An 18,600-nucleotide genomic window follows, 5' to 3' on the forward strand; every position below is an offset into this window, starting at 1 on the left:
TTACAGCTGTGGCTTCTTTTTATGATGGTCGGTTGCTTGCTCAAACGCATGGGCAACGCGGTAAATGGTGCTCTCGTCAAAATGATTTCCGATGATCTGCAAACCTACTGGCAGTCCGTCCACAAATCCTGCCGGTACAGAAATTCCCGGTACGCCAGCAAGGTTGACTGGGATGGTCAGAATATCATTTGCATACATCGTAAGTGGATCCTTCGTGTTTTCGCCCACTTTAAATGCTGGAGTCGGCGTAGTTGGTCCGATGATAACATCATATTTTTCAAACACGTCTTCGAAATCCTGCTTGATCAACGTACGAACCTTTTGTGCTTTTACATAATAAGCATCATAATGCCCTGCGCTCAACGCGTAAGTTCCAAGCATAATACGGCGCTTCACTTCAGGTCCGAAACCTTCGCTGCGCGTCTGCTTGTACATCTCAATAAGGTTCTTCGCATTGTCCGTGCGGTAGCCATAACGAACGCCGTCAAAACGAGCAAGGTTTGCGGATGCTTCTGATGATGACAATAGATAGTACGTTGCTAAAGCGTATTGGGAGTGAGGCAGGGAAACTTCTTCCCATGTTGCGCCTAGTCCTTCTAAAACTTTCAGTGCATCTTTAACAGATTGGCGTACCTCTTCGCTCACGCCTTCTGCCAGATACTCTTTTGGCACACCGATTTTCAGCCCTTTGATATCTCCTGTCAGGCTGGAAAGGAAGTCCGGTACATCGGCGTTTGCAGACGTGGAATCCATTGGATCCAGTCCAGAGATCGCTTGTAAAAGGTAGGCATTATCTTCTACTGTACGCGTAATTGGACCGATTTGGTCAAGGGATGATGCAAATGCGATCAGACCGTAACGGGAAACGCGTCCATAGGTAGGTTTTAGGCCGACAACTCCGCAAAAAGCTGCAGGTTGACGAATTGATCCACCTGTATCAGAGCCAAGGGAGAAAAATACTTCCCCTGCTGCTACAGCAGCTGCAGATCCACCGCTTGATCCACCTGGAACACGTTCAAGGTCCCAAGGGTTTTTCGTCGCCGCAAAGGCCGAGTTTTCATTGGAAGATCCCATGGCAAACTCGTCCATATTTATTTTCCCGATGGTGACGGATTCCGCTTGGTTCAGCTTTTCTACCACTGTTGCATTGTAGATTGGGTTAAAGTCACCAAGGATTTTACTCGCAGCTGTAGTGCGAATGCCTTTTGTGACGATGTTATCCTTCACACCAATTGGAAGACCGAATAATAGGCCATGGTCCTTTTCTAGTCCTAATGCTTGGTCAAGAACTTTTGCATATTTACGGGCATTCTCTTCATCAAGTGTCAGGAATGCTTGCACCTTATCGTCGACTTCGTTGATTCGTTTGTAGGATGTATCAACGAGGTCAGTTACGGTGATTTCTTTTTTATGTAAAAGGCTATGTAATTCCGATAGCTTTTTATCAAACAATGACATGGGGTTCCCTCCTTACTCTTTCCTATTCAATAATGCTTGGTACGCGAATCTGGCCGTTTTTGTGGTCTGGGGCATTTTTCAATACCTCATCAACCGGCAGGCCATCTTTCGCAACATCTTCCCTCATGACATTCTTCATATGTAGAACATGAGAAGTTGGTTGAACATTTTCTGTATCTAATTCATTCAGCTTCTCCGCGAATGAAATAATTGCATCTAATTGACTTGTGAACATAACCGCCTCATCCTCGCTGATCGCAAGACGGGCCAAATGCGCCACATGCTTCACCTGATCCTCCGAAATACGTGACATCCTCTTTCACCTCCGCAAAAAATCGAACTTGCACAATACCCCTATCATACTAAACTTTAACCCCCACAAGCAATTCTCACGGGATATTGGCGGAAATTTCTTTAGTTGGGTAAAGAGGGGTCTGACCCTCACTGCGTTAGCGCACTAAAGATCCCCCCTCTCCCTCTCTATAAACGTTTTTGTTTTGGGTGTGGTATGTTTCGATTTTTTTGTGGAAAAATAAGTGGGCATTCTGGGAAGAGTGATGGTGAGTAGAGTTGAAAATATTACAGCAATATTACGTGTTAGATAATTCTGAATAGTTTTACTTTAATTAATTGTCAAGTGGGAAGTATGCCCATTGTATCAAGGGGTAGCGTGTTTTTCTTCCTATTGAAAAAGGTTTCAATCGCTTGAATAAAGGGAAATACTTTGTTAGCTTAGATACTCGTAACCGTTATGAGAGCAATTTGGGGCGCCGAAATTGCTGATGTACAAACAAATTTAATTATAATTTAGGAGTTGATATTGTGGAAACAGGAGTATTTATTTCCCTAGCACTTTATTTTATCGTCATGCTAGGAATAGGTTTATATGCCTATAAAACATCTACCGACGATATTTCAGGCTATATGCTTGGTGGACGTCAATTAGGACCTGGAGTAACTGCACTATCTGCCGGGGCATCTGATATGAGTGGTTGGATGCTTATGGGTCTGCCAGGTGCTATGTATGCATCCGGTGTATCAAGCATGTGGATTGCAATCGGATTGGCAGTAGGAGCATATGTGAACTATTTGGTCGTTGCACCTCGTTTAAGGGTTTATACAGAAACTGCGAATGACTCCATTACAATCCCAGATTTCTTTGAAAACCGCTTTTATGATGGAACTCGTATTTTACGCTTCGTATCTGCGATTGTTATCATCATTTTCTTCACACTCTATACATCCTCTGGTTTAGTTTCCGGTGGTACACTATTTGACAGTGCATTTGGATTAGACTATAGAACAGGCTTATTCGTAACAGCTGGTGTCGTTGTCGCTTATACATTGTTCGGAGGATTCTTGGCGGTTAGTTTAACTGACTTTGTACAAGGTGTCATCATGCTACTTGCCTTGGTACTAGTACCGATTGTTGCTTTTACAGATTTAGGCGGCGTTGGTGTAACACTTGATGAAGTACGTGCTATCGACCCAACTTACCTTGATTTCTTTAAAGGAACGACCGTCCTTGGAATTATTTCCTTACTTGCTTGGGGACTTGGGTACTTTGGACAACCACATATCATCGTTCGATTTATGGCAATCAAATCGATTCGTGATTTTAAAGCAGCTCGCCGTATCGGAATGAGCTGGATGATCGTTTCTATTATCGGTGCGATGGCAACAGGTTTTGTAGGTATTGCCTACGTAAACCGTACAGGAATGGAATTAGCTGATGCAGAAACAATCTTTATTGTGTTCTCTCAATTCTTGTTCCACCCACTTATCAGTGGATTCTTACTTGCTGCAATCTTGGCTGCTATCATGAGTACCATCTCTTCTCAGCTACTTGTTACATCTAGTGCGCTGACAGAAGACTTTTATAAAACATTCTTACGTCGTGAAGCATCAGATAAAGAGCTTGTGTTGATTGGACGTATCTCCGTTCTTATCGTTGCTCTTGTAGCAATCGCGCTATCTCTGACACCAAACGATACCATTCTTAACCTTGTAGGTAACGCATGGGCAGGATTTGGTGCCGCATTTGGTCCAGTAGTAATCCTAAGTCTTTACTGGAAACGTATGAACCGTTGGGGTGCACTTGCAGGTATGCTAGTAGGTACTATCACGGTACTATTATGGATCTATGGTCCATTCACAATCAACGGCGAACCGCTGACAGATTTCTTATATGAGATTATTCCAGGATTCATCCTAAGTACAATTGCCGTAGTTGTTGTAAGTTATCTTACAAACTTCCCACGTAAAAAAGTACGTGAAGGCTTTACGGAAATGGAAGAAACAATGGAAACAGAAACAAATAAAGAAGATTAATTTATACAAAAGAGAACCCGTTCACTTGGACGGGTTCTCTTTTTTGTTTACTTCTCGCTATCCACCAACACAATTACTTCTAATTTATCAGCTGTATTTACTGCAAAAACACTGTACACTGTGTCTTTTTCAAGCTTTGTTCCAGAAAGATCTAGAACCTGTTTTTTATCAGGTGTTCTGATTTCCAAATCGTATGTTCCTGGCTCAAGTTCCTGATAAACGGAAATGTCTTTAAAAGAAAGTTCACTGAAGACCGTATCTCCTTTAATTACACCTACATCCACTTGTGGAGCATCTGGAGAAAGGTGACCAACGCGTGTGAACGCTTTTCCTTTAGGTGCTTTTCTAGTATCCTCTACAGCAATCATCTCAAGGTTCGCAAGCTTGTTAACAGCCGCTACTGTGTATGCCTTGCCACCTTCTACTTCAAGTTGCTGAGCAATAACCGGCTGATCTTTTTTCCCTGCAGGAAAGATTTCTACTTTATGCGGACCTGCTGGAAGCATTAAGTAATCAGTAGCATCTTTAAACTTCGCACCCTCTACCGCCACATTTCCATCCACATAGACGTCCACTGCCGGCGCGTCAGGGGAAGCATGTAAAATCCTTACTTGTGCATCTTGCTTGCTGCCCGTATTCGCATTCGCCGCAGCCAAGTTGCTCATTCCACCTAAAACAAACAACAACACTGTTAAAATACTAAGGAATTTCTTCATTTTATGTCTCCTTTTCATACTTAGATTTAAACACATATGTTAGTATGAAAGGTTTGTGTGGAAAATATGTAAAAATGTAACAATAAAGTTTAGGTATTCAGTTGTTTTTAGCTGATTTTTAATGGAGTTTAAGTAGTACTCGACCGAGTTCGTGCCGAAACAGAGCGAGTTGATGCCTAAATGGGTTGAGTTCGTGCCAAAATGGGTTGAGTTCGTGCCAAAATGATGCGAGTTGGTGCCAAAACCAGCTAAGTTCGTGCCAAAGTGCTTTTATGGTACACTCCCATCCCCCACCACCAAAAAAGAAGCCGATACCCAACCAGGCATCAGCTTCCTTCTATTATAACTATTACAACGTTTCAGATGTTGTTTTTGCTTGTAAGTGAAGCAATAGGTAGTCAGGACCGCCCGCTTTGGAGTCCGTTCCAGACATGTTGAATCCGCCGAATGGTTGGTATCCAACGATTGCACCTGTGCATCCACGGTTGAAGTAAAGGTTACCAACGTGGAAGTCTTCACGAGCTTGCTCGATTTTTTCGCGGTTGTTTGTGATAACCGCTCCAGTCAAGCCGTACTCTGTGTTGTTCGCAATTTCAAGCGCATGATTGTAGTCTTTTGCTTTTGCGAATGCTACAACTGGTCCGAAGATCTCTTCTTTCATCAGGCGAGCTTCTGGGTCTACGTCTGCAACGATTGTCGGCTGAACGAAGAATCCTTTGGAGTTGTCTCCTTCTCCACCTGCAAGAATGCGTCCTTCTTCTTTTCCGATAGCAACATATTTCATTACTTTATCAAATGCAGCTTGGTCGATAACAGGTCCCATGTAGTGGTTTTCTGTCGGGTCGCCAACTGTCAATTCTTTTGTTAATTCTACTGCACGGTTTAATACTTGATCATACACATCTTCTACGATTACCGCACGGGAGCACGCAGAGCATTTTTGACCGGAGAATCCGAATGCAGATTTTACGATGGATTGTGCTGCCAACTCAAGGTCGCCCTCGCTGTCTACCACAATCGTATCTTTTCCACCCATTTCAGCGATTACACGCTTTAGCCAGATTTGGCCAGGGTTCACTTTAGAAGCACGCTCATAGATTCGTAGACCAACGTCACGAGATCCAGTGAACGAGATGAAGCGAGTGCGTGGGTGGTCTACTAGGTAGTCCCCTACTTCCGCGCCGCTACCTGGTACAAAGTTAAGCACACCAGCAGGCAGTCCAGCCTCTTCCATTACTTCTACGAATTTAGCCGCAACAACAGGAGTTGTAGACGCAGGCTTCAATAGTACTGTGTTACCCGTTACAATCGCCGCTACTGCAGTACCAGCCATGATTGCAAATGGGAAGTTCCAAGGAGAGATGATGACACCTACACCTAGTGGAATATAGTTATAGCGGTTGTATTCGCCAACGCGGCTCTCTAAAGGCATACCGTCTTTTAGTTTCAGCATTTGACGCGCATAGTACTCAAGGAAATCAATTGCTTCCGCTGTATCCGCATCCGCTTCATTCCAAGGCTTCCCTGCTTCTTTTGTTAAAAGTGCAGAGAATTCGTGCTTACGACGGCGAATGATTGCTGCCGCACGGAACAAGATGTCTGCTCTTACTTCAGGCTTCACTTTACGCCACGTTTTGAACGTTTCGTCAGCAACTTGCATCGCTTTTTCAGCCAAGTCACGATCCGCCTTTGACACACGACCAATAACCTCTTCTTTATTTGCAGGGTTCACGGATACGATTTTATCTTCTGTCGTAACACGCTCTCCACCAATAACTAAGTCGTAATCTTGTCCTAAATAAGAGTCCACTAGTTTCAAGCCTTCAAGATAAGCTTGTTTGTTTTCCTCTTTAGTGAAATCAGTAAATGGTTCATGTTTGTAAGGTAATACCATTACATTCGCCCTCCTTTGCATTCTAAAGCGCTTGCATACAATTCTCATTCTACCCTATCATTACTAGTCTTTCAAATATTGTTTATATTCTAATAGGAAGAAAATAATGGAGGGACTATAAGAGTGCGTCGAATGTGGACAGGTATGTCTTTGTGCTTTTTTGTAAAAGTCACAATAAGGTTGAAGAAAGTTACAATAACCTCTGAAAAAATCACAATCAACCCGTGGTCCCTCCCTTCACAACTCAAAAAAACCCACTATCCCATATAGAATAGTAGGTTCTTTCAAAATTAATAGATATGAACAAACGGTTTTTCTGAACCGGCATCCCTTACAATCAACGCTTCCTCTCCACTAATGGAAGAAATGGATACTTGTAGATTAATATAGTTCGGGAAGTGTTCTACCACCAGCCCCGTTACATACTGAGTAAAACCGATCAACTCGGCTTTTCCGTTAAACTCCATATTCACTTCTATCGAAAGTTGTTGGAGTTCACCATCGCGGTAATAACCTTTTCCGATGACACCTGTATGGTTTGGAAAATAGTCGTCAATGTCGAGCTTGAAATTCTCGAATCGAACGGCGTCATCACGGTATAATTCCGTCGTATCACTGTTTGGGAAAAGATGATATTCTTCGTTCACTTCTTCCCATTTCCCAATCGAGTTGTCGCCTTTTGACACATTTGCTTTTGCGATAAAGCTTCCAGGAACAACGGAATTGGCTGGACTCTGTTTATATAGACCAATTATAATTGGTACATTTTCCAGACCTTTCATGCCACGGACTCTTTTGATAACTTCTTCGGCTATTTTTTTCCCCTCGGCTTCAAGTTCGTCATCTGGAATCACATATTCCCTCGGATAACCGCCTTCTTCATCTGTTAAATTATAATAATGAACAGAGTTCAAGGCAATTCCAATGGAAACACCGCCAAGTTCCACCTGATCTTCTCCTTTACGGATTAGATAGTTTTGTTCTTGGATATGTGCAAGGTAGATGGGACTTTTTTCGTTCGTATCTTCTGTATCCACACCACGAATTAACGGGGGATTTAACCCAGGCTTTTCCTCATCTTCAGGATCTACTCGCCCTAACCAGCTTCTTATCGTATCGCGCTTAATATACTGCCCTTCCTGATACAAAAATTTGTCAGAAGGGAATACCTCCTGGGCCATTCTCATCAATCCGGTTTCCAATTCCTCCACATCGACCCGGCTGTTTAGGCGCGGGGCGATTTGACCGCGGGTTTCCCCGGGCTTGTAAGGAAGAATGGTTTGGTAGTAGTCATCTGAAATTTTATATCTAGGAACAATAGCTTGTTCCGTGTTTTCCTGCTGCGCTGGATCTTGTACCACTTCTTCCTGCTTCTCGAAGCCAGGCACACATCCGGTGGCAAAAAGAGAAACAACAAGGAGCAACGACAAAAACCTTTTCACTTCCAACACCTCTTATGATTGTATTTCCTTAAGCATTTGTGCTTCGTTCCAAACTTCTATTCCAAGCTCCTGAGCTTTCGTTAGCTTGGAACCGGCTTCTTCTCCAGCTATAACGAGATGAGTGTTCTTGCTGACGCTACCCGTCACTTTTCCGCCAAGTTGCTCAATGGCGGCTTTCGCATCATTTCGGGACATCTCTTCAAGCTTCCCTGTCAGGACAATCGTTTTTCCTGCAAAATAGGAATCTACATCTTCGGCACTTACAGGTTTTGGTCCTTTATAAGCCATGTTGACGCCAAGTTCTTTTAACTCTGAAAGCAATTCTGTCACTTCAGGCTGTTCAAAATAGGTCACAATGGAGTCCGCCATCTTGTCTCCGATTTCATGAATCGCAGTCAGCTCTTCTTTCGTCAAGCTTGCAAGTTTGTCCATATGATCAAATTCCTGTGCCAATGTTTTGGCTGCTTTCGCTCCAACAAGGCGAATTCCAAGTCCAAACAGAAGACGCTCTAGAGAGTTGTCCTTCGTTTTTTCAATAGCTGAGATCAAGTTATCTGCAGACTTTTCGCCCATTCGCTCGAGCTCCAGAAGCTGATCTTTTGTTAATTTATAAAGGTCTGCTACGTCTTCAATTAAGTTCTCACGGAAAAGTTGTGCAATCACCTTTTCGCCCAGGCCATCGATGTTCATGGCATTGCGGGATACAAAGTGAATCAATCCCTCACGAATTTGTGCCGGACATTTCGGGTTGATGCAACGCAACGCCACTTCCCCTTCAATGCGGACAAGCTCGCTCTCACATTCTGGGCAGTGTGTTGGCATCGCAAAATTGCGTTCTTCGCCTGTTCGCTGCTCGACCAATACATTCACAACTTCTGGAATGATATCTCCGGCTTTTTTAACGATGACGGTATCTCCAAGCTTGATGTCCTTTTCACGGATGAGGTCTTCATTATGTAAAGACGCGCGCTGAACCGTTGTGCCTGCTACACGCACAGGTTCAAGGATAGCGGTTGGTGTCACCACGCCTGTACGGCCGATATTTAGCTCGATATCGAGAAGCTTCGTGGTCACTTCCTCTGCCGGGAACTTGTAAGCAATGGCCCATCTCGGACTTTTGGCCGTAAAACCAAGCTGTTCCTGGTGTTCGGTGTTATCCACTTTAATAACGATACCGTCTATATCATACGACAGATCCGGGCGTTTTGTGTGCCAAGCTGTGACATATTCCAAAACTTCTTCAATCGACGAGCATACTTTTCTTTCTGTATTTGTTTTAAAGCCGAGTTTATCTAAGTAATCTAAGCCCTCACTGTGGGAATCCACACCTGCTTCTCCCGCGTCAGCAAGGCTATAAACGTACACGGACAAGTTACGGGACGCAGCAATCTTGGGATCAAGCTGACGAAGGGAACCCGCTGCCGCATTTCGAGGGTTGGCAAACGGCTCTTCTTCGCGCTCCATCTTCGCCTCATTCAACTTTTCAAAAGAATTCTTAGGCATATATGCTTCGCCGCGAACCTCCATCGTTACCGGTTCTTTTAAACGCAATGGAATGGATTTAATGGTTTTGAGGTTCATGGTGATGTCCTCACCAGTTGTTCCATCCCCACGGGTCGCGCCAAGAACGAAAAGGCCATCCTCATAGCGCAAGGACACGGCAAGACCGTCAATCTTCAGCTCGCACACATATGTCACATCATCGCCGACAGCCTGTTTGACACGGCGGTCGAAATCACGCAAGTCATCTTCGTTGAAGGCATTGCCAAGGCTGAGCATCGGGGTACGGTGCTCGACCTTGTTGAACATCTCAAGAATATTTCCTCCTACACGCTGGGTCGGAGAGTCTTCTGTCTGCAGGTCTGGATGCTCCTTTTCAAGCGTTAAAAGCTCTTGTAAAAGAGAGTCATATTCGGCATCTGAAACGGACGGTTTGTCCAGCACATGATATTCATAATTATATTGGTTCAGCACATCATGCAACTCGCGAACCCGTTTTTCAGCTTGTTCTCTTTCCATGCAATGTCGTCCTTTCTTTTTTGGCGGTTGTCATCTATTGTTGAACCTTCGTTACAGGGGCAAATTTAGCCAATAGGCGTTTGATGCCTGTTGGGCTTGGGAAGGCAATGTCGAGCTCCTTGTTGTCTCCGTCACCTTTGACGCTGACAACGGTTCCGACTCCCCATTTTTTATGTTCCGCCTTGTCTCCTACCATCCAGTCTAAATTCTCTCCGCCTGTTGCGGTTAGACCTCGGGATGGGGCTGTGGTACGTCGTGCCGTTTGGGAAGCAGGACTTGCCGCCCTTGTTCTTCCAGCAGCTGAACTACCTCCAAATGGTGACGCAGAGCCGCCTCCAAAACTTGACCCGCGTCCACCAAATGGCGTTTGGCGGGATGCCGCTTCTTTGTTTTCTTCGCTTTCAAGTAACTCTTCCGGTATTTCTTTTATAAAACGGGAAGGTGGGTTGATGTTCGTACGTCCGAACAACGTCCGCATCTGGGCATTTGTAATGAACAGTTGCTGTTCAGCACGTGTGATTCCCACATAAGCCAGGCGGCGTTCCTCTTCCATCTCTGCTTCTTCAAACAGGGAACGGCTGTGAGGGAATACCCCTTCCTCCATTCCGATTAGGAAAACAACCGGGAACTCGAGTCCTTTTGCAGCATGAAGTGTCATTAAAATAACGCCTTCCTGCTGAGCTGGATCTTCCTCGTCCAATTTATCAATATCCGCAACAAGCGCCAGGTCCGTAAGGAAAGCAACCAAGCTCTTGTCATCATACTTTTCTTCAAAATTCTTCGTAACAGACAAGAACTCATCGATGTTTTCCAGTCTGCTTTGCGATTCAATCGTTTTGTCGGCTTTCAACATTTCACGATAGCCTGACTTTTCAAGAACCTCTTCCACAAGTTCCGTCACAGAGATGTACTCTTGCATTTGCACATACCCTTCAATCAGCGAACGGAATTCCTTCAATTGGGAAGTAGCTCGGCCGCTGACACCAATCAGGTCCACCTCTGCCAGCGCCGTGTAGATGGAAATATCATGTTGGGCTGCGTAATTGGCAATCTTATCTACGGTTGTTGCTCCAATGCCACGTTTCGGTACGTTCACAATCCGTTGCAAGCTGATGTCGTCGTCAGGATTGGCAATCAGGCGAAGATACGCCAGGATATCCTTGATTTCTTTTCTGTCGTAGAACTTGGTCCCGCCGACGATCGTATAGTTGATGTTGGACATGAGGAGCATTTCCTCCATCACACGAGACTGGGCATTTGTACGATACAAAATCGCAAAGTCGCCAAGCGTGCGTGTTGGGTCTTGTCGCATCAGTTCACGCATTTTTCCGACCACAAACTGTGCTTCCGATTTCTCAGAATCAGCTTGATAATGAATGATTTTTTGCCCTTCATCGTTTTCTGTCCAAAGGTTCTTCTTTTTACGGCCAATATTGTTTTCTATCACCCTGTTTGCCGCTTCTAGAATACGTTTTGTTGAACGGTAATTTTGCTCAAGCATCACGACTTCGGCGTTCGGGTAATCTTTTTCAAAAGAAAGGATATTGGCGATATCAGCACCGCGCCAGCGATAGATGGACTGATCAGAGTCCCCTACGACACATAAATTTTTCAGGCGATCCGCCATAAGGTTAACTAACGTATATTGCGCTCTATTCGTATCTTGATACTCGTCCACATGGATGTACTGAAACTTGCGTTGGTAGTACTCAAGCACTTCCGGTACACGTTTAAAGAGGTGGATGGTCGTCATGATTAAATCGTCAAAATCAAGCGCTTGGTTCTTTTTCAATCTCTTTTGATAGTCGGTATAGATCTCTGCAACTTGCTGCTCATAAGGTCCAAGTGGCTGTTTTGCATATTGTTCTGGATTCATCAGTTCATTTTTTGCCGAGCTGATGGTACCTAGGATTGTTCTCGGTTCAAACTTCTTTGGATCAATATTGCGGTCTTTTAATATATTCTTGATGACAGACAGCTGGTCGGTCGTATCAAGGATGGTAAAATTACGGTTAATTCCGATGCGGTCAATGTCGCGGCGAAGGATTCGTACACACATGGAGTGAAATGTGGAGATCCAGATGTCTTCTGCAGCCGGTCCGAGCAGCTTTTCCACACGCTCTTTCATTTCACGGGCCGCTTTGTTTGTAAAAGTGATCGCAAGAATATTCCATGGTGCGACTTGTTTTTCGGCCATCAGGTAGGCGATTCGATGCGTAAGCACCTTTGTTTTTCCACTTCCCGCTCCGGCCATGATAAGTAAAGGTCCGTCCGTTTTTTTCACTGCTTCTTTTTGCATGGGGTTCAGGCCCTCAAGAAGCCTTTGACTTAGATATTGCATATTTTTTCACCGTCCCAACAAACATATGTTCTTATTTCCTATCATACTAAAATGTGTAGTGAATTACTATTAATTTTAGAATCTTTGCATTCACCGCTGTTGATTTCCGCACTGGGCTTCGCTTTCCTAGGGGCGGTGCTGGAGCCTCCTCAGCTTCGCCTGCGAGGTCTCCACCTACCGCTATCTCCCTCTGGAGTCTTCTCCCTGTGCTCCAATCAACAGCTAGAATTTCTTGGCACTACTTATTTTTCACAGCGTCGACTGTCTTCAGTGCTTCTTTTAAGTTATCGTATACGGCGTTGCCGACTATTACGGTGTCGGCGTGGGCTGCCATTTCTTTGGCGCGTTCCGCTGTGGAGATGCCGCCTCCGTAGAATAGTTGCGTTTTTTCTAAGGTTTGTTTTGCCGCCTGGACCATTTCCACGTCCCCGTACGTACCACTATATTCTAAGTAAAAGATAGGCAGATTAAACATTTTCTCCGCCAGTCTTGCATATGCGATGACATCTTCTTTGTCGAGGTCCGTTTTTGCTTCAGTCAATCGAGCCGCCTTGCAATCGGCATTAAGGATACAGTATCCTTCTGCCACGATTTCCTCCCAGTTCATGATATCGCCGTACTCTTTTAGCGCCTCTATATGAAGGTCTGTGACCCATTCTGTTTTTCTACTGTTCAACACACTTGGGATAAAATAAAAGTCAAATCCCGGTGTGACCGATTCAATGGTGGAAACCTCCAATGCACATGGCAAGGAATATCTGCGCACCCTGCTCATCAGACTCAGCACATTGTCCAATGTGACCCCGTCCGTACCTCCGACTAGAATTGCATCTGTGCCAGATTCACACACAAGCTCTAAATCTTCGTCCGATATCTCTTTATTAGGATCCAATTTAAAAACGTGCTTCCACTCACGTATTTCCATTAACACTGCAAACGTCCCCCATTCTAATTTTCCATTCCCCTATTATAGCAAAATCCCGGCTAATACGAAAAAGAGAAACGGAGATTGTCGACTGGAAGTTACGACCTTTTTCCTTATAAACTTTTGCTCATAAAAAATAGCCCACCTATGTAGTGGGCCATCCTTTATACTTCTTCTGTTTTCTTTTCTTCTGCAATACGCTCAAGCGCCATTTCGTAAGCATCGTTACCGTAGTTCAGGCAACGTTTCACACGGGAGATTGTCGCTGTGCTTGCACCAGTTTCTGTTTCGATTTTATGATACGTGAAACCTTCTCTCAGCATTCTTGCCACCTCTAGGCGTTGTGCCAAAGATTGGATTTCATTGATGGTACAGAGGTCATCAAAAAATCGATAGCACTCTTCCATGTCTTTTAAAGAAAGAATAGATTCAAAAAGTTGATCCAGTTCTTTTCCGCGTAGTTTATTGATTTGCATGATTGATTTCTCCTTTGCTAATTAAGACTAGTATATGACTTTTTCAAAATCGGGAATAATTTGAATCCACGTTTTGCCCGGGACAAGTGGGACCTGTTCGCCATTTTTGTAGGGAAGGATCTTGCCGTCCACCGATTTCCATTCCACATCGAAACGCTCTCCATGTTGAATGAGCACCCCTTTGCCGCCTGAAGTTATATCGATGTCCCTTCTACCTTGTTTATCTACTACAACATGAGACGCTTCTACCAAGAACACATTATGAGCCACAATCTCTTCCTCTGTATCAAGGTCTGTGTGCTTCACACCGCCGCTGTAGCGAACATATGCTTTTTTCTCCGGATCGTATCTATATTCAACATGTGTTGCCTGTCTGGATGAGTATTCAATTTTCACTTGTTCTGAAGCGGTACCTTCATAAGGATTAATCTGTCCTTTTTTAAAAAAGGTGAAAGGTTCTACCTCCGCTTGTGTCGCATAGTTCAGTTGCTCTGCGCCTTTTTGAATATTTTCAGCGCTGATATAGGAGTTATGCGGGGCCTTGCGGAAACTCGCCCGTTTGAAAAGCGTTCCGTCATAGGTCAGGCCGTTAATTCCATCCACTTCTCCTGCTTGGATCTTCTCTTTGGCACCAGGACTCCAACCGTGAAACACATACAATGGGTCATAGCCTTTTGCCAAATCTACAAAATATGCTCTTGAGCTTCGGACAGGGCCGACAGTTTCCGGCATTTCACTGTGAAAAATGGCAAGGAGTCTTGTAATATCGCCTTCTGCCAGCACTTCATACACGATATCTGCTTTATGCAAACCAGACTGCGGCCTTGCTTTTATATCATTATTCACCATCACCGCAACCGGACGGGCATCTACTTTCTCTTCCACCATTTCCCCAGTTAACGGTGCTTGCTCCTTCAGTTCGGAAACCTCTGTCGCCACCTGCTCTTCCTCTTCTATCGTTACTTCCGTTGGCTCTTCGCTTTGCTCTTGACTAGAATCAACATTCTTTTCGTTATTGGATTGACAACCCGCTAACATAAGCATGAGGCTTACCAACAATAACAACATCTTTTTACTACTCATCCTTACATAAACACAACCTTTAGTAATTTTACATACTTTTATATTTTAACGCATTATTGACGGAAAGAGTACCGTTTTATTCATCACATCGTATATTCCTCTAGGTGTTATTCTAATATAAGGTAGATGCGTGGATGATAAAAACAGCAACGTATAGATCGGATCATTAAAGCTATAGCCTCTTTCAAACAGTTGATTTCGCAGTTCTGTTTCCTGCTTCATCAACTCTTCCATGCTACACTCCGACAATCCACCTGCAAGCGGCAATGGGATGTCACATATGACTTCTCCATCTTCCACCAGCACCATTCCCCCGCCTAAGTCTTTCATATGTTGGAAGGCTTTCATCATGGCGTTCTTGTCTTTTCCAATGAGCACGATATCCCCTGTATTGGAATACGAGCTTGCAAACCCTTGAACATGTGTCCCAAACCCTTTTAGAATCGTATTCACACGCCATTTACCTTTTCGGTCTATCAGCATGAGAAAGGACTGATCATGGGATGTGGACAGACTGTCACCTGAAACATCCACTGAGATAGTATATGGCTTGATAATCACTTCGTTAACCATTTCCATTCCAAGCGCCATTGAAAATTGCAAATCATCCATGCTTAAGTCCCAACCTAGTTTCATTGGTTCTAAGCCGAGTACAGGCCAATTCTGGGCTGGAAATGCTTCTTTGACAGCCTCATTATCCCTTGTTACCCATTTGCCTTTTGAAAGCACAGATACAGGTGTCGGCTCTTCTTTTGCCTTCAGGAAGTTGATGTTTGCTATCCGGCCCGGAGCAATGCTTCCGTGCAACTTATCCATCGAAAAATGTCTTGCTGCATTATAAGAAGCCATTCTGTATGCTTCTATGGCTGGCACGCCTTTGTCTAAGGCAATGGCGATGGTGCGGTCTATGACACCGCTTTCATAAAAGCTCGGTGTAGAGCCGTCTGTGTTGAAAAAAGTTTGGTCATAATAATGAACGCCTGACGCTTCAAGCTCCTCTAAAATTAACGGTAGATCTGGCCTAATCGACGAATAGCGCAAGGAAGCGTGATAGCCTTGAGAGATGCGTTTGAGAACATCCGCCCCATTCATCGCCTCATGGTCACTGTGGATTCCGAGCAGCTGCATTTTGGTCAGCGTTTTTTCGGATGCACCCGGAAAATGCCCTTCCACTGGCTTTTTGCGCGCATTGGCTTCTTGTACCCAATGCAAAATCAAGTCGTCCCCAGCCATTAACTTCGGCCAGCTTGTCAATTCTCCCCCCTGCATAACGAGAGGATGATTCAGCCAACTTTTCATATTCGGAGTAGAGAAAATATCATCCTCATTTTTGATCTCCGTCTGCGCATCAAATCGGCACCACCAGTACATCGTTGCAGCAGACTTGTTCATTTCCTCAATAAAAGAAAACGCTTTCTTTTTTGTCATCTGCAAAGTAAGCATCAAATTATCATTGACGAAGGTCGTTGTTCCCAATTTTGATGCATATTGCGCAAAGGACAGGGGATTATAAAGTTGAAACGGATGCACATGCGGCTCGATATATCCCGGTACAAGGAATTGCGATGTACAGTCGACTATTTCCGTATTTTCTGTGTATACCGGCAGCTGGTCTCCTACATAGACGATTCGATCTTCATGGATCCAGATGTTGGCCGTCATCCACGTTTTTAATTGTACATTTAAGTATGTTGCATTGGTTAAAACTAAGGTTGGTGCCTGTTTTCCATCAATTACGGCGACCTGTTCTCGAATTTTTTTGTTTTTCCATCTATATGCTTGTTCATGCATGATTTATCACCCACTCTTTGTGAGATTGTATCTTTGTCATATTTGTATGATTTTTCTAGTGAATATTATTTTGATATAACCTCTTTTTACCATGTTACCACAACAGAGTCTTACTTGCATTATCGTTCTTAATAATTATGTGAAAATTAATGCAATTTAACACTTTAACTCATAAAAATTATATTTTGGAGGGATTAGAATGAAAGTGAGACCAAATATCAGCATCATCAATGCGATGATTCGCATCACAGCAGGATTTGCTACATTAGCGTGGATTACAAGCAAAATGGTGCGACGTCCACACCGTGACTCCTACAAACTTGTCGCACTTCTAGCAGGCATGAAAATTGCGGAAGGCATCCTGCGCTACTGCCCAATGACCGCAGGCTTCGAACGCTTCCAAGAATACCGCAACGACCACAACAGCGAAAACAACCACAACAACTTCGACTTCGACGACTTCGAAGCCAAAGCAAACGGCGACGGCGGAACGGATTCTTATAATCCCTCGTAAGAGGTAAAAAGGGTTAATAAAGGTTAAAAAGAAAAAAAAAACACCTTTGGGGGTCAGACCCCCAAAGGGTTTTCGTCACTCACGTCGAACACTATAAGGAGGTATGAAAAATGCTTGAGTATTTAACGGATATGTCGTTTGTGTTGGCGACGATTATTGGTGGTATTGTTGCCATTTTGTATGTGTTTGTTAAGAAGAAACGCCGGACGCAATAGCTTTGTGGGCGATGTCCTTGCGATAGAATAGATTATCGCATTTTACTTTGTGTAGCTCTTCGTACACTTTTTTCTGCGCTTGCTCTAAGCTGTCGCTTTGTGCTGCGACCAACAGCACGCGGCCGCCGTTTGTTACGAGCTTTCCTTCTCGGGCTTCTGTGCCGGCATGGAATACCAAACCTTCACCAACTTGATCCGCACCTTCAATGACCGCACCATTTTCATAAGCTTCTGGATACCCTTTAGAGGCCATGACAACCCCAACCACAGATTGATCTGACCACTTAAGCTCCAACTCTTCGTCTCCACGCAATACCCCTGTCAGCACTTCCGCCAAGTCCGATTCTAGTCTTGGCAATACGACTTGCGTTTCTGGGTCACCAAAGCGAGCATTAAACTCAATGACCTTTGGGCCTTTCTTTGTCAAAATCAATCCTGCATATAAAATACCTACGAACGGACGTCCCTCATCAACCATTGCTTTAGCTGTTGGAAGCAGCACCGTTTCCATTGCTTCTTTCACAACGGATTGTGGAATTTGAGGCACTGGGGAGTATGCACCCATTCCACCAGTGTTTGGTCCCATGTCTCCGTCAAACGCACGTTTATGATCTTGTGCAATGACCATTGGATACACCTTCTCACCGTTTACAAAGGCCATAAAAGAGAACTCTTCTCCTTCAAGGAACTCTTCGATTACAAGCTTGGAGGATGCTTCTCCGAATTTTGATTCTGCCATCATCTCATGCACGGCATCAAGCGCTTCTTCATCCGTCATGGCTACCACAACGCCTTTTCCTGCTGCCAATCCGTCAGCCTTCAGGACAATCGGAGCACCTTTGCCTTCAATATACGTTCTTGCTTCCTCGTAATCAGTGAACGTTTCATAGCCGGCTGTTGGGATGCCGTATTTCTTCATAAGGTCTTTGGCAAAGCCTTTGCTTCCTTCTATGAGAGCTGCCGCCTTGCTTGGTCCGAATACTTGAAGTCCCTCAGCTTGGAATGCATCGACAATTCCGTTTAGTAGAGGTACTTCGGGTCCTACCATGGTGAGGTCGATTTGGTTTTCTTTTGCAAAATGAATCAAGGAGTTTGTGTCAGATTCTTGGATTGGTACAAGCTTTCCGACTGTTTCCATGCCGATATTTCCTGGTGCGATGAAGACTTCTTTTACGGATGGGCTTTGTGCGAATTTCCATGCAATGGCGTGTTCGCGGCCACCTTTTCCGATTACGAGTACTTTCATGGTTTTTCCTCCTGACGTGTTGAGGGATAATCGTTAACTCCCTGTTTCCTTTCGTTCCAGGTGTTCGCTTTCCGCGGGGCGGTGCTTGAGCCTCCTCGCTGCGCTGTGGGGTCTCAAGTCTACCGCTACCTACCGACGGAGTCTCACAC

Annotated in this window: 15 protein-coding genes; 3 read left to right on the forward strand and 12 right to left on the reverse strand. The window is 44.4% G+C overall.

All coding sequences use genetic code 11. The features are described 5' to 3' along the window. Both gatA and gatC read right to left on the reverse strand, forming a co-directional pair. Positions 1-1,458 carry an Asp-tRNA(Asn)/Glu-tRNA(Gln) amidotransferase subunit GatA gene (gatA, locus tag LC091_RS16170; RefSeq protein ID WP_226683054.1) on the reverse strand — a complete coding sequence of 486 codons (1,458 nt, stop codon included), beginning with the start codon at positions 1,456-1,458 and terminating at the stop codon, positions 1-3. A gap of 22 nt (positions 1,459-1,480) precedes the next feature. Then, positions 1,481-1,771 carry an Asp-tRNA(Asn)/Glu-tRNA(Gln) amidotransferase subunit GatC gene (gatC, locus tag LC091_RS16175; protein ID WP_088016902.1) on the reverse strand — a complete coding sequence of 97 codons (291 nt, stop codon included), beginning with the start codon at positions 1,769-1,771 and terminating at the stop codon, positions 1,481-1,483. A 509-nt stretch (positions 1,772-2,280) separates the two neighbouring features. On the opposite strand from gatC, the gene putP reads away from it, so the two are divergent. Further along, entirely contained in the window at positions 2,281-3,789 is a 1,509-nt protein-coding gene (putP, locus tag LC091_RS16180) for a sodium/proline symporter PutP (RefSeq protein ID WP_226683055.1), read from the forward strand. 47 nt (positions 3,790-3,836) lie between these two features. On the opposite strand, the gene LC091_RS16185 is transcribed toward putP, so the two are convergent. The 9 genes from LC091_RS16185 to LC091_RS16225 form a co-directional block, all read right to left on the reverse strand. Next, positions 3,837-4,505 (reverse strand): DUF4397 domain-containing protein, encoded by a 669-nt coding sequence (locus LC091_RS16185; RefSeq protein ID WP_226683056.1) that lies wholly within the window; start codon positions 4,503-4,505, stop codon positions 3,837-3,839. A 349-nt stretch (positions 4,506-4,854) separates the two neighbouring features. Further along, complete coding sequence (gene pruA / locus LC091_RS16190) at positions 4,855-6,399, reverse strand: L-glutamate gamma-semialdehyde dehydrogenase (protein WP_226683057.1); 1,545 nt, start codon at positions 6,397-6,399, stop codon at positions 4,855-4,857. A 290-nt stretch (positions 6,400-6,689) separates the two neighbouring features. Then, positions 6,690-7,841 (reverse strand): CamS family sex pheromone protein, encoded by a 1,152-nt coding sequence (locus LC091_RS16195; RefSeq protein ID WP_226683058.1) that lies wholly within the window; start codon positions 7,839-7,841, stop codon positions 6,690-6,692. Positions 7,842-7,853: 12 nt separating this feature from the next. Further along, complete coding sequence (ligA, locus tag LC091_RS16200) at positions 7,854-9,860, reverse strand: NAD-dependent DNA ligase LigA (RefSeq protein ID WP_226683059.1); 2,007 nt, start codon at positions 9,858-9,860, stop codon at positions 7,854-7,856. A 34-nt stretch (positions 9,861-9,894) separates the two neighbouring features. Continuing rightward, a complete protein-coding gene (gene pcrA / locus LC091_RS16205) occupies positions 9,895-12,201 on the reverse strand; it encodes a DNA helicase PcrA (protein WP_226683060.1) in 2,307 nt (768 codons plus the stop codon). A 238-nt stretch (positions 12,202-12,439) separates the two neighbouring features. Next, positions 12,440-13,126: a heptaprenylglyceryl phosphate synthase gene (locus tag LC091_RS16210; protein WP_226683102.1), complete on the reverse strand. Its 687-nt coding sequence runs from the start codon at positions 13,124-13,126 to the stop codon at positions 12,440-12,442. A gap of 164 nt (positions 13,127-13,290) precedes the next feature. Continuing rightward, complete coding sequence (locus LC091_RS16215) at positions 13,291-13,602, reverse strand: YerC/YecD family TrpR-related protein (protein WP_060664037.1); 312 nt, start codon at positions 13,600-13,602, stop codon at positions 13,291-13,293. A 27-nt stretch (positions 13,603-13,629) separates the two neighbouring features. Next, complete coding sequence (locus LC091_RS16220) at positions 13,630-14,646, reverse strand: DUF3048 domain-containing protein (RefSeq protein WP_226683061.1); 1,017 nt, start codon at positions 14,644-14,646, stop codon at positions 13,630-13,632. Between the two features lie 84 nt (positions 14,647-14,730). Further along, positions 14,731-16,476 (reverse strand): adenine deaminase C-terminal domain-containing protein, encoded by a 1,746-nt coding sequence (locus tag LC091_RS16225; protein ID WP_226683062.1) that lies wholly within the window; start codon positions 16,474-16,476, stop codon positions 14,731-14,733. Between the two features lie 199 nt (positions 16,477-16,675). Between LC091_RS16225 and LC091_RS16230 the strand changes: the two genes are divergently transcribed. Both LC091_RS16230 and LC091_RS20585 read left to right on the forward strand, forming a co-directional pair. After that, positions 16,676-16,990: a YgaP family membrane protein gene (locus LC091_RS16230; protein WP_226683063.1), complete on the forward strand. Its 315-nt coding sequence runs from the start codon at positions 16,676-16,678 to the stop codon at positions 16,988-16,990. Positions 16,991-17,100: 110 nt separating this feature from the next. Then, complete coding sequence (locus tag LC091_RS20585; protein ID WP_326929576.1) at positions 17,101-17,205, forward strand: EYxxD motif small membrane protein; 105 nt, start codon at positions 17,101-17,103, stop codon at positions 17,203-17,205. Here LC091_RS20585 and purD read toward each other — a convergent pair. Beyond that, entirely contained in the window at positions 17,180-18,451 is a 1,272-nt protein-coding gene (gene purD / locus LC091_RS16235) for a phosphoribosylamine--glycine ligase (protein ID WP_226683064.1), read from the reverse strand. The two genes, LC091_RS20585 and purD, sit on opposite strands and share 26 nt — an antisense overlap. Between the last annotated feature and the right edge of the window lie 149 nt (positions 18,452-18,600).

It is taken from the genome of Sutcliffiella horikoshii (genome assembly GCF_020524325.1).
Lineage (GTDB): Bacteria > Bacillota > Bacilli > Bacillales > Bacillaceae_I > Sutcliffiella_A > Sutcliffiella_A horikoshii_D.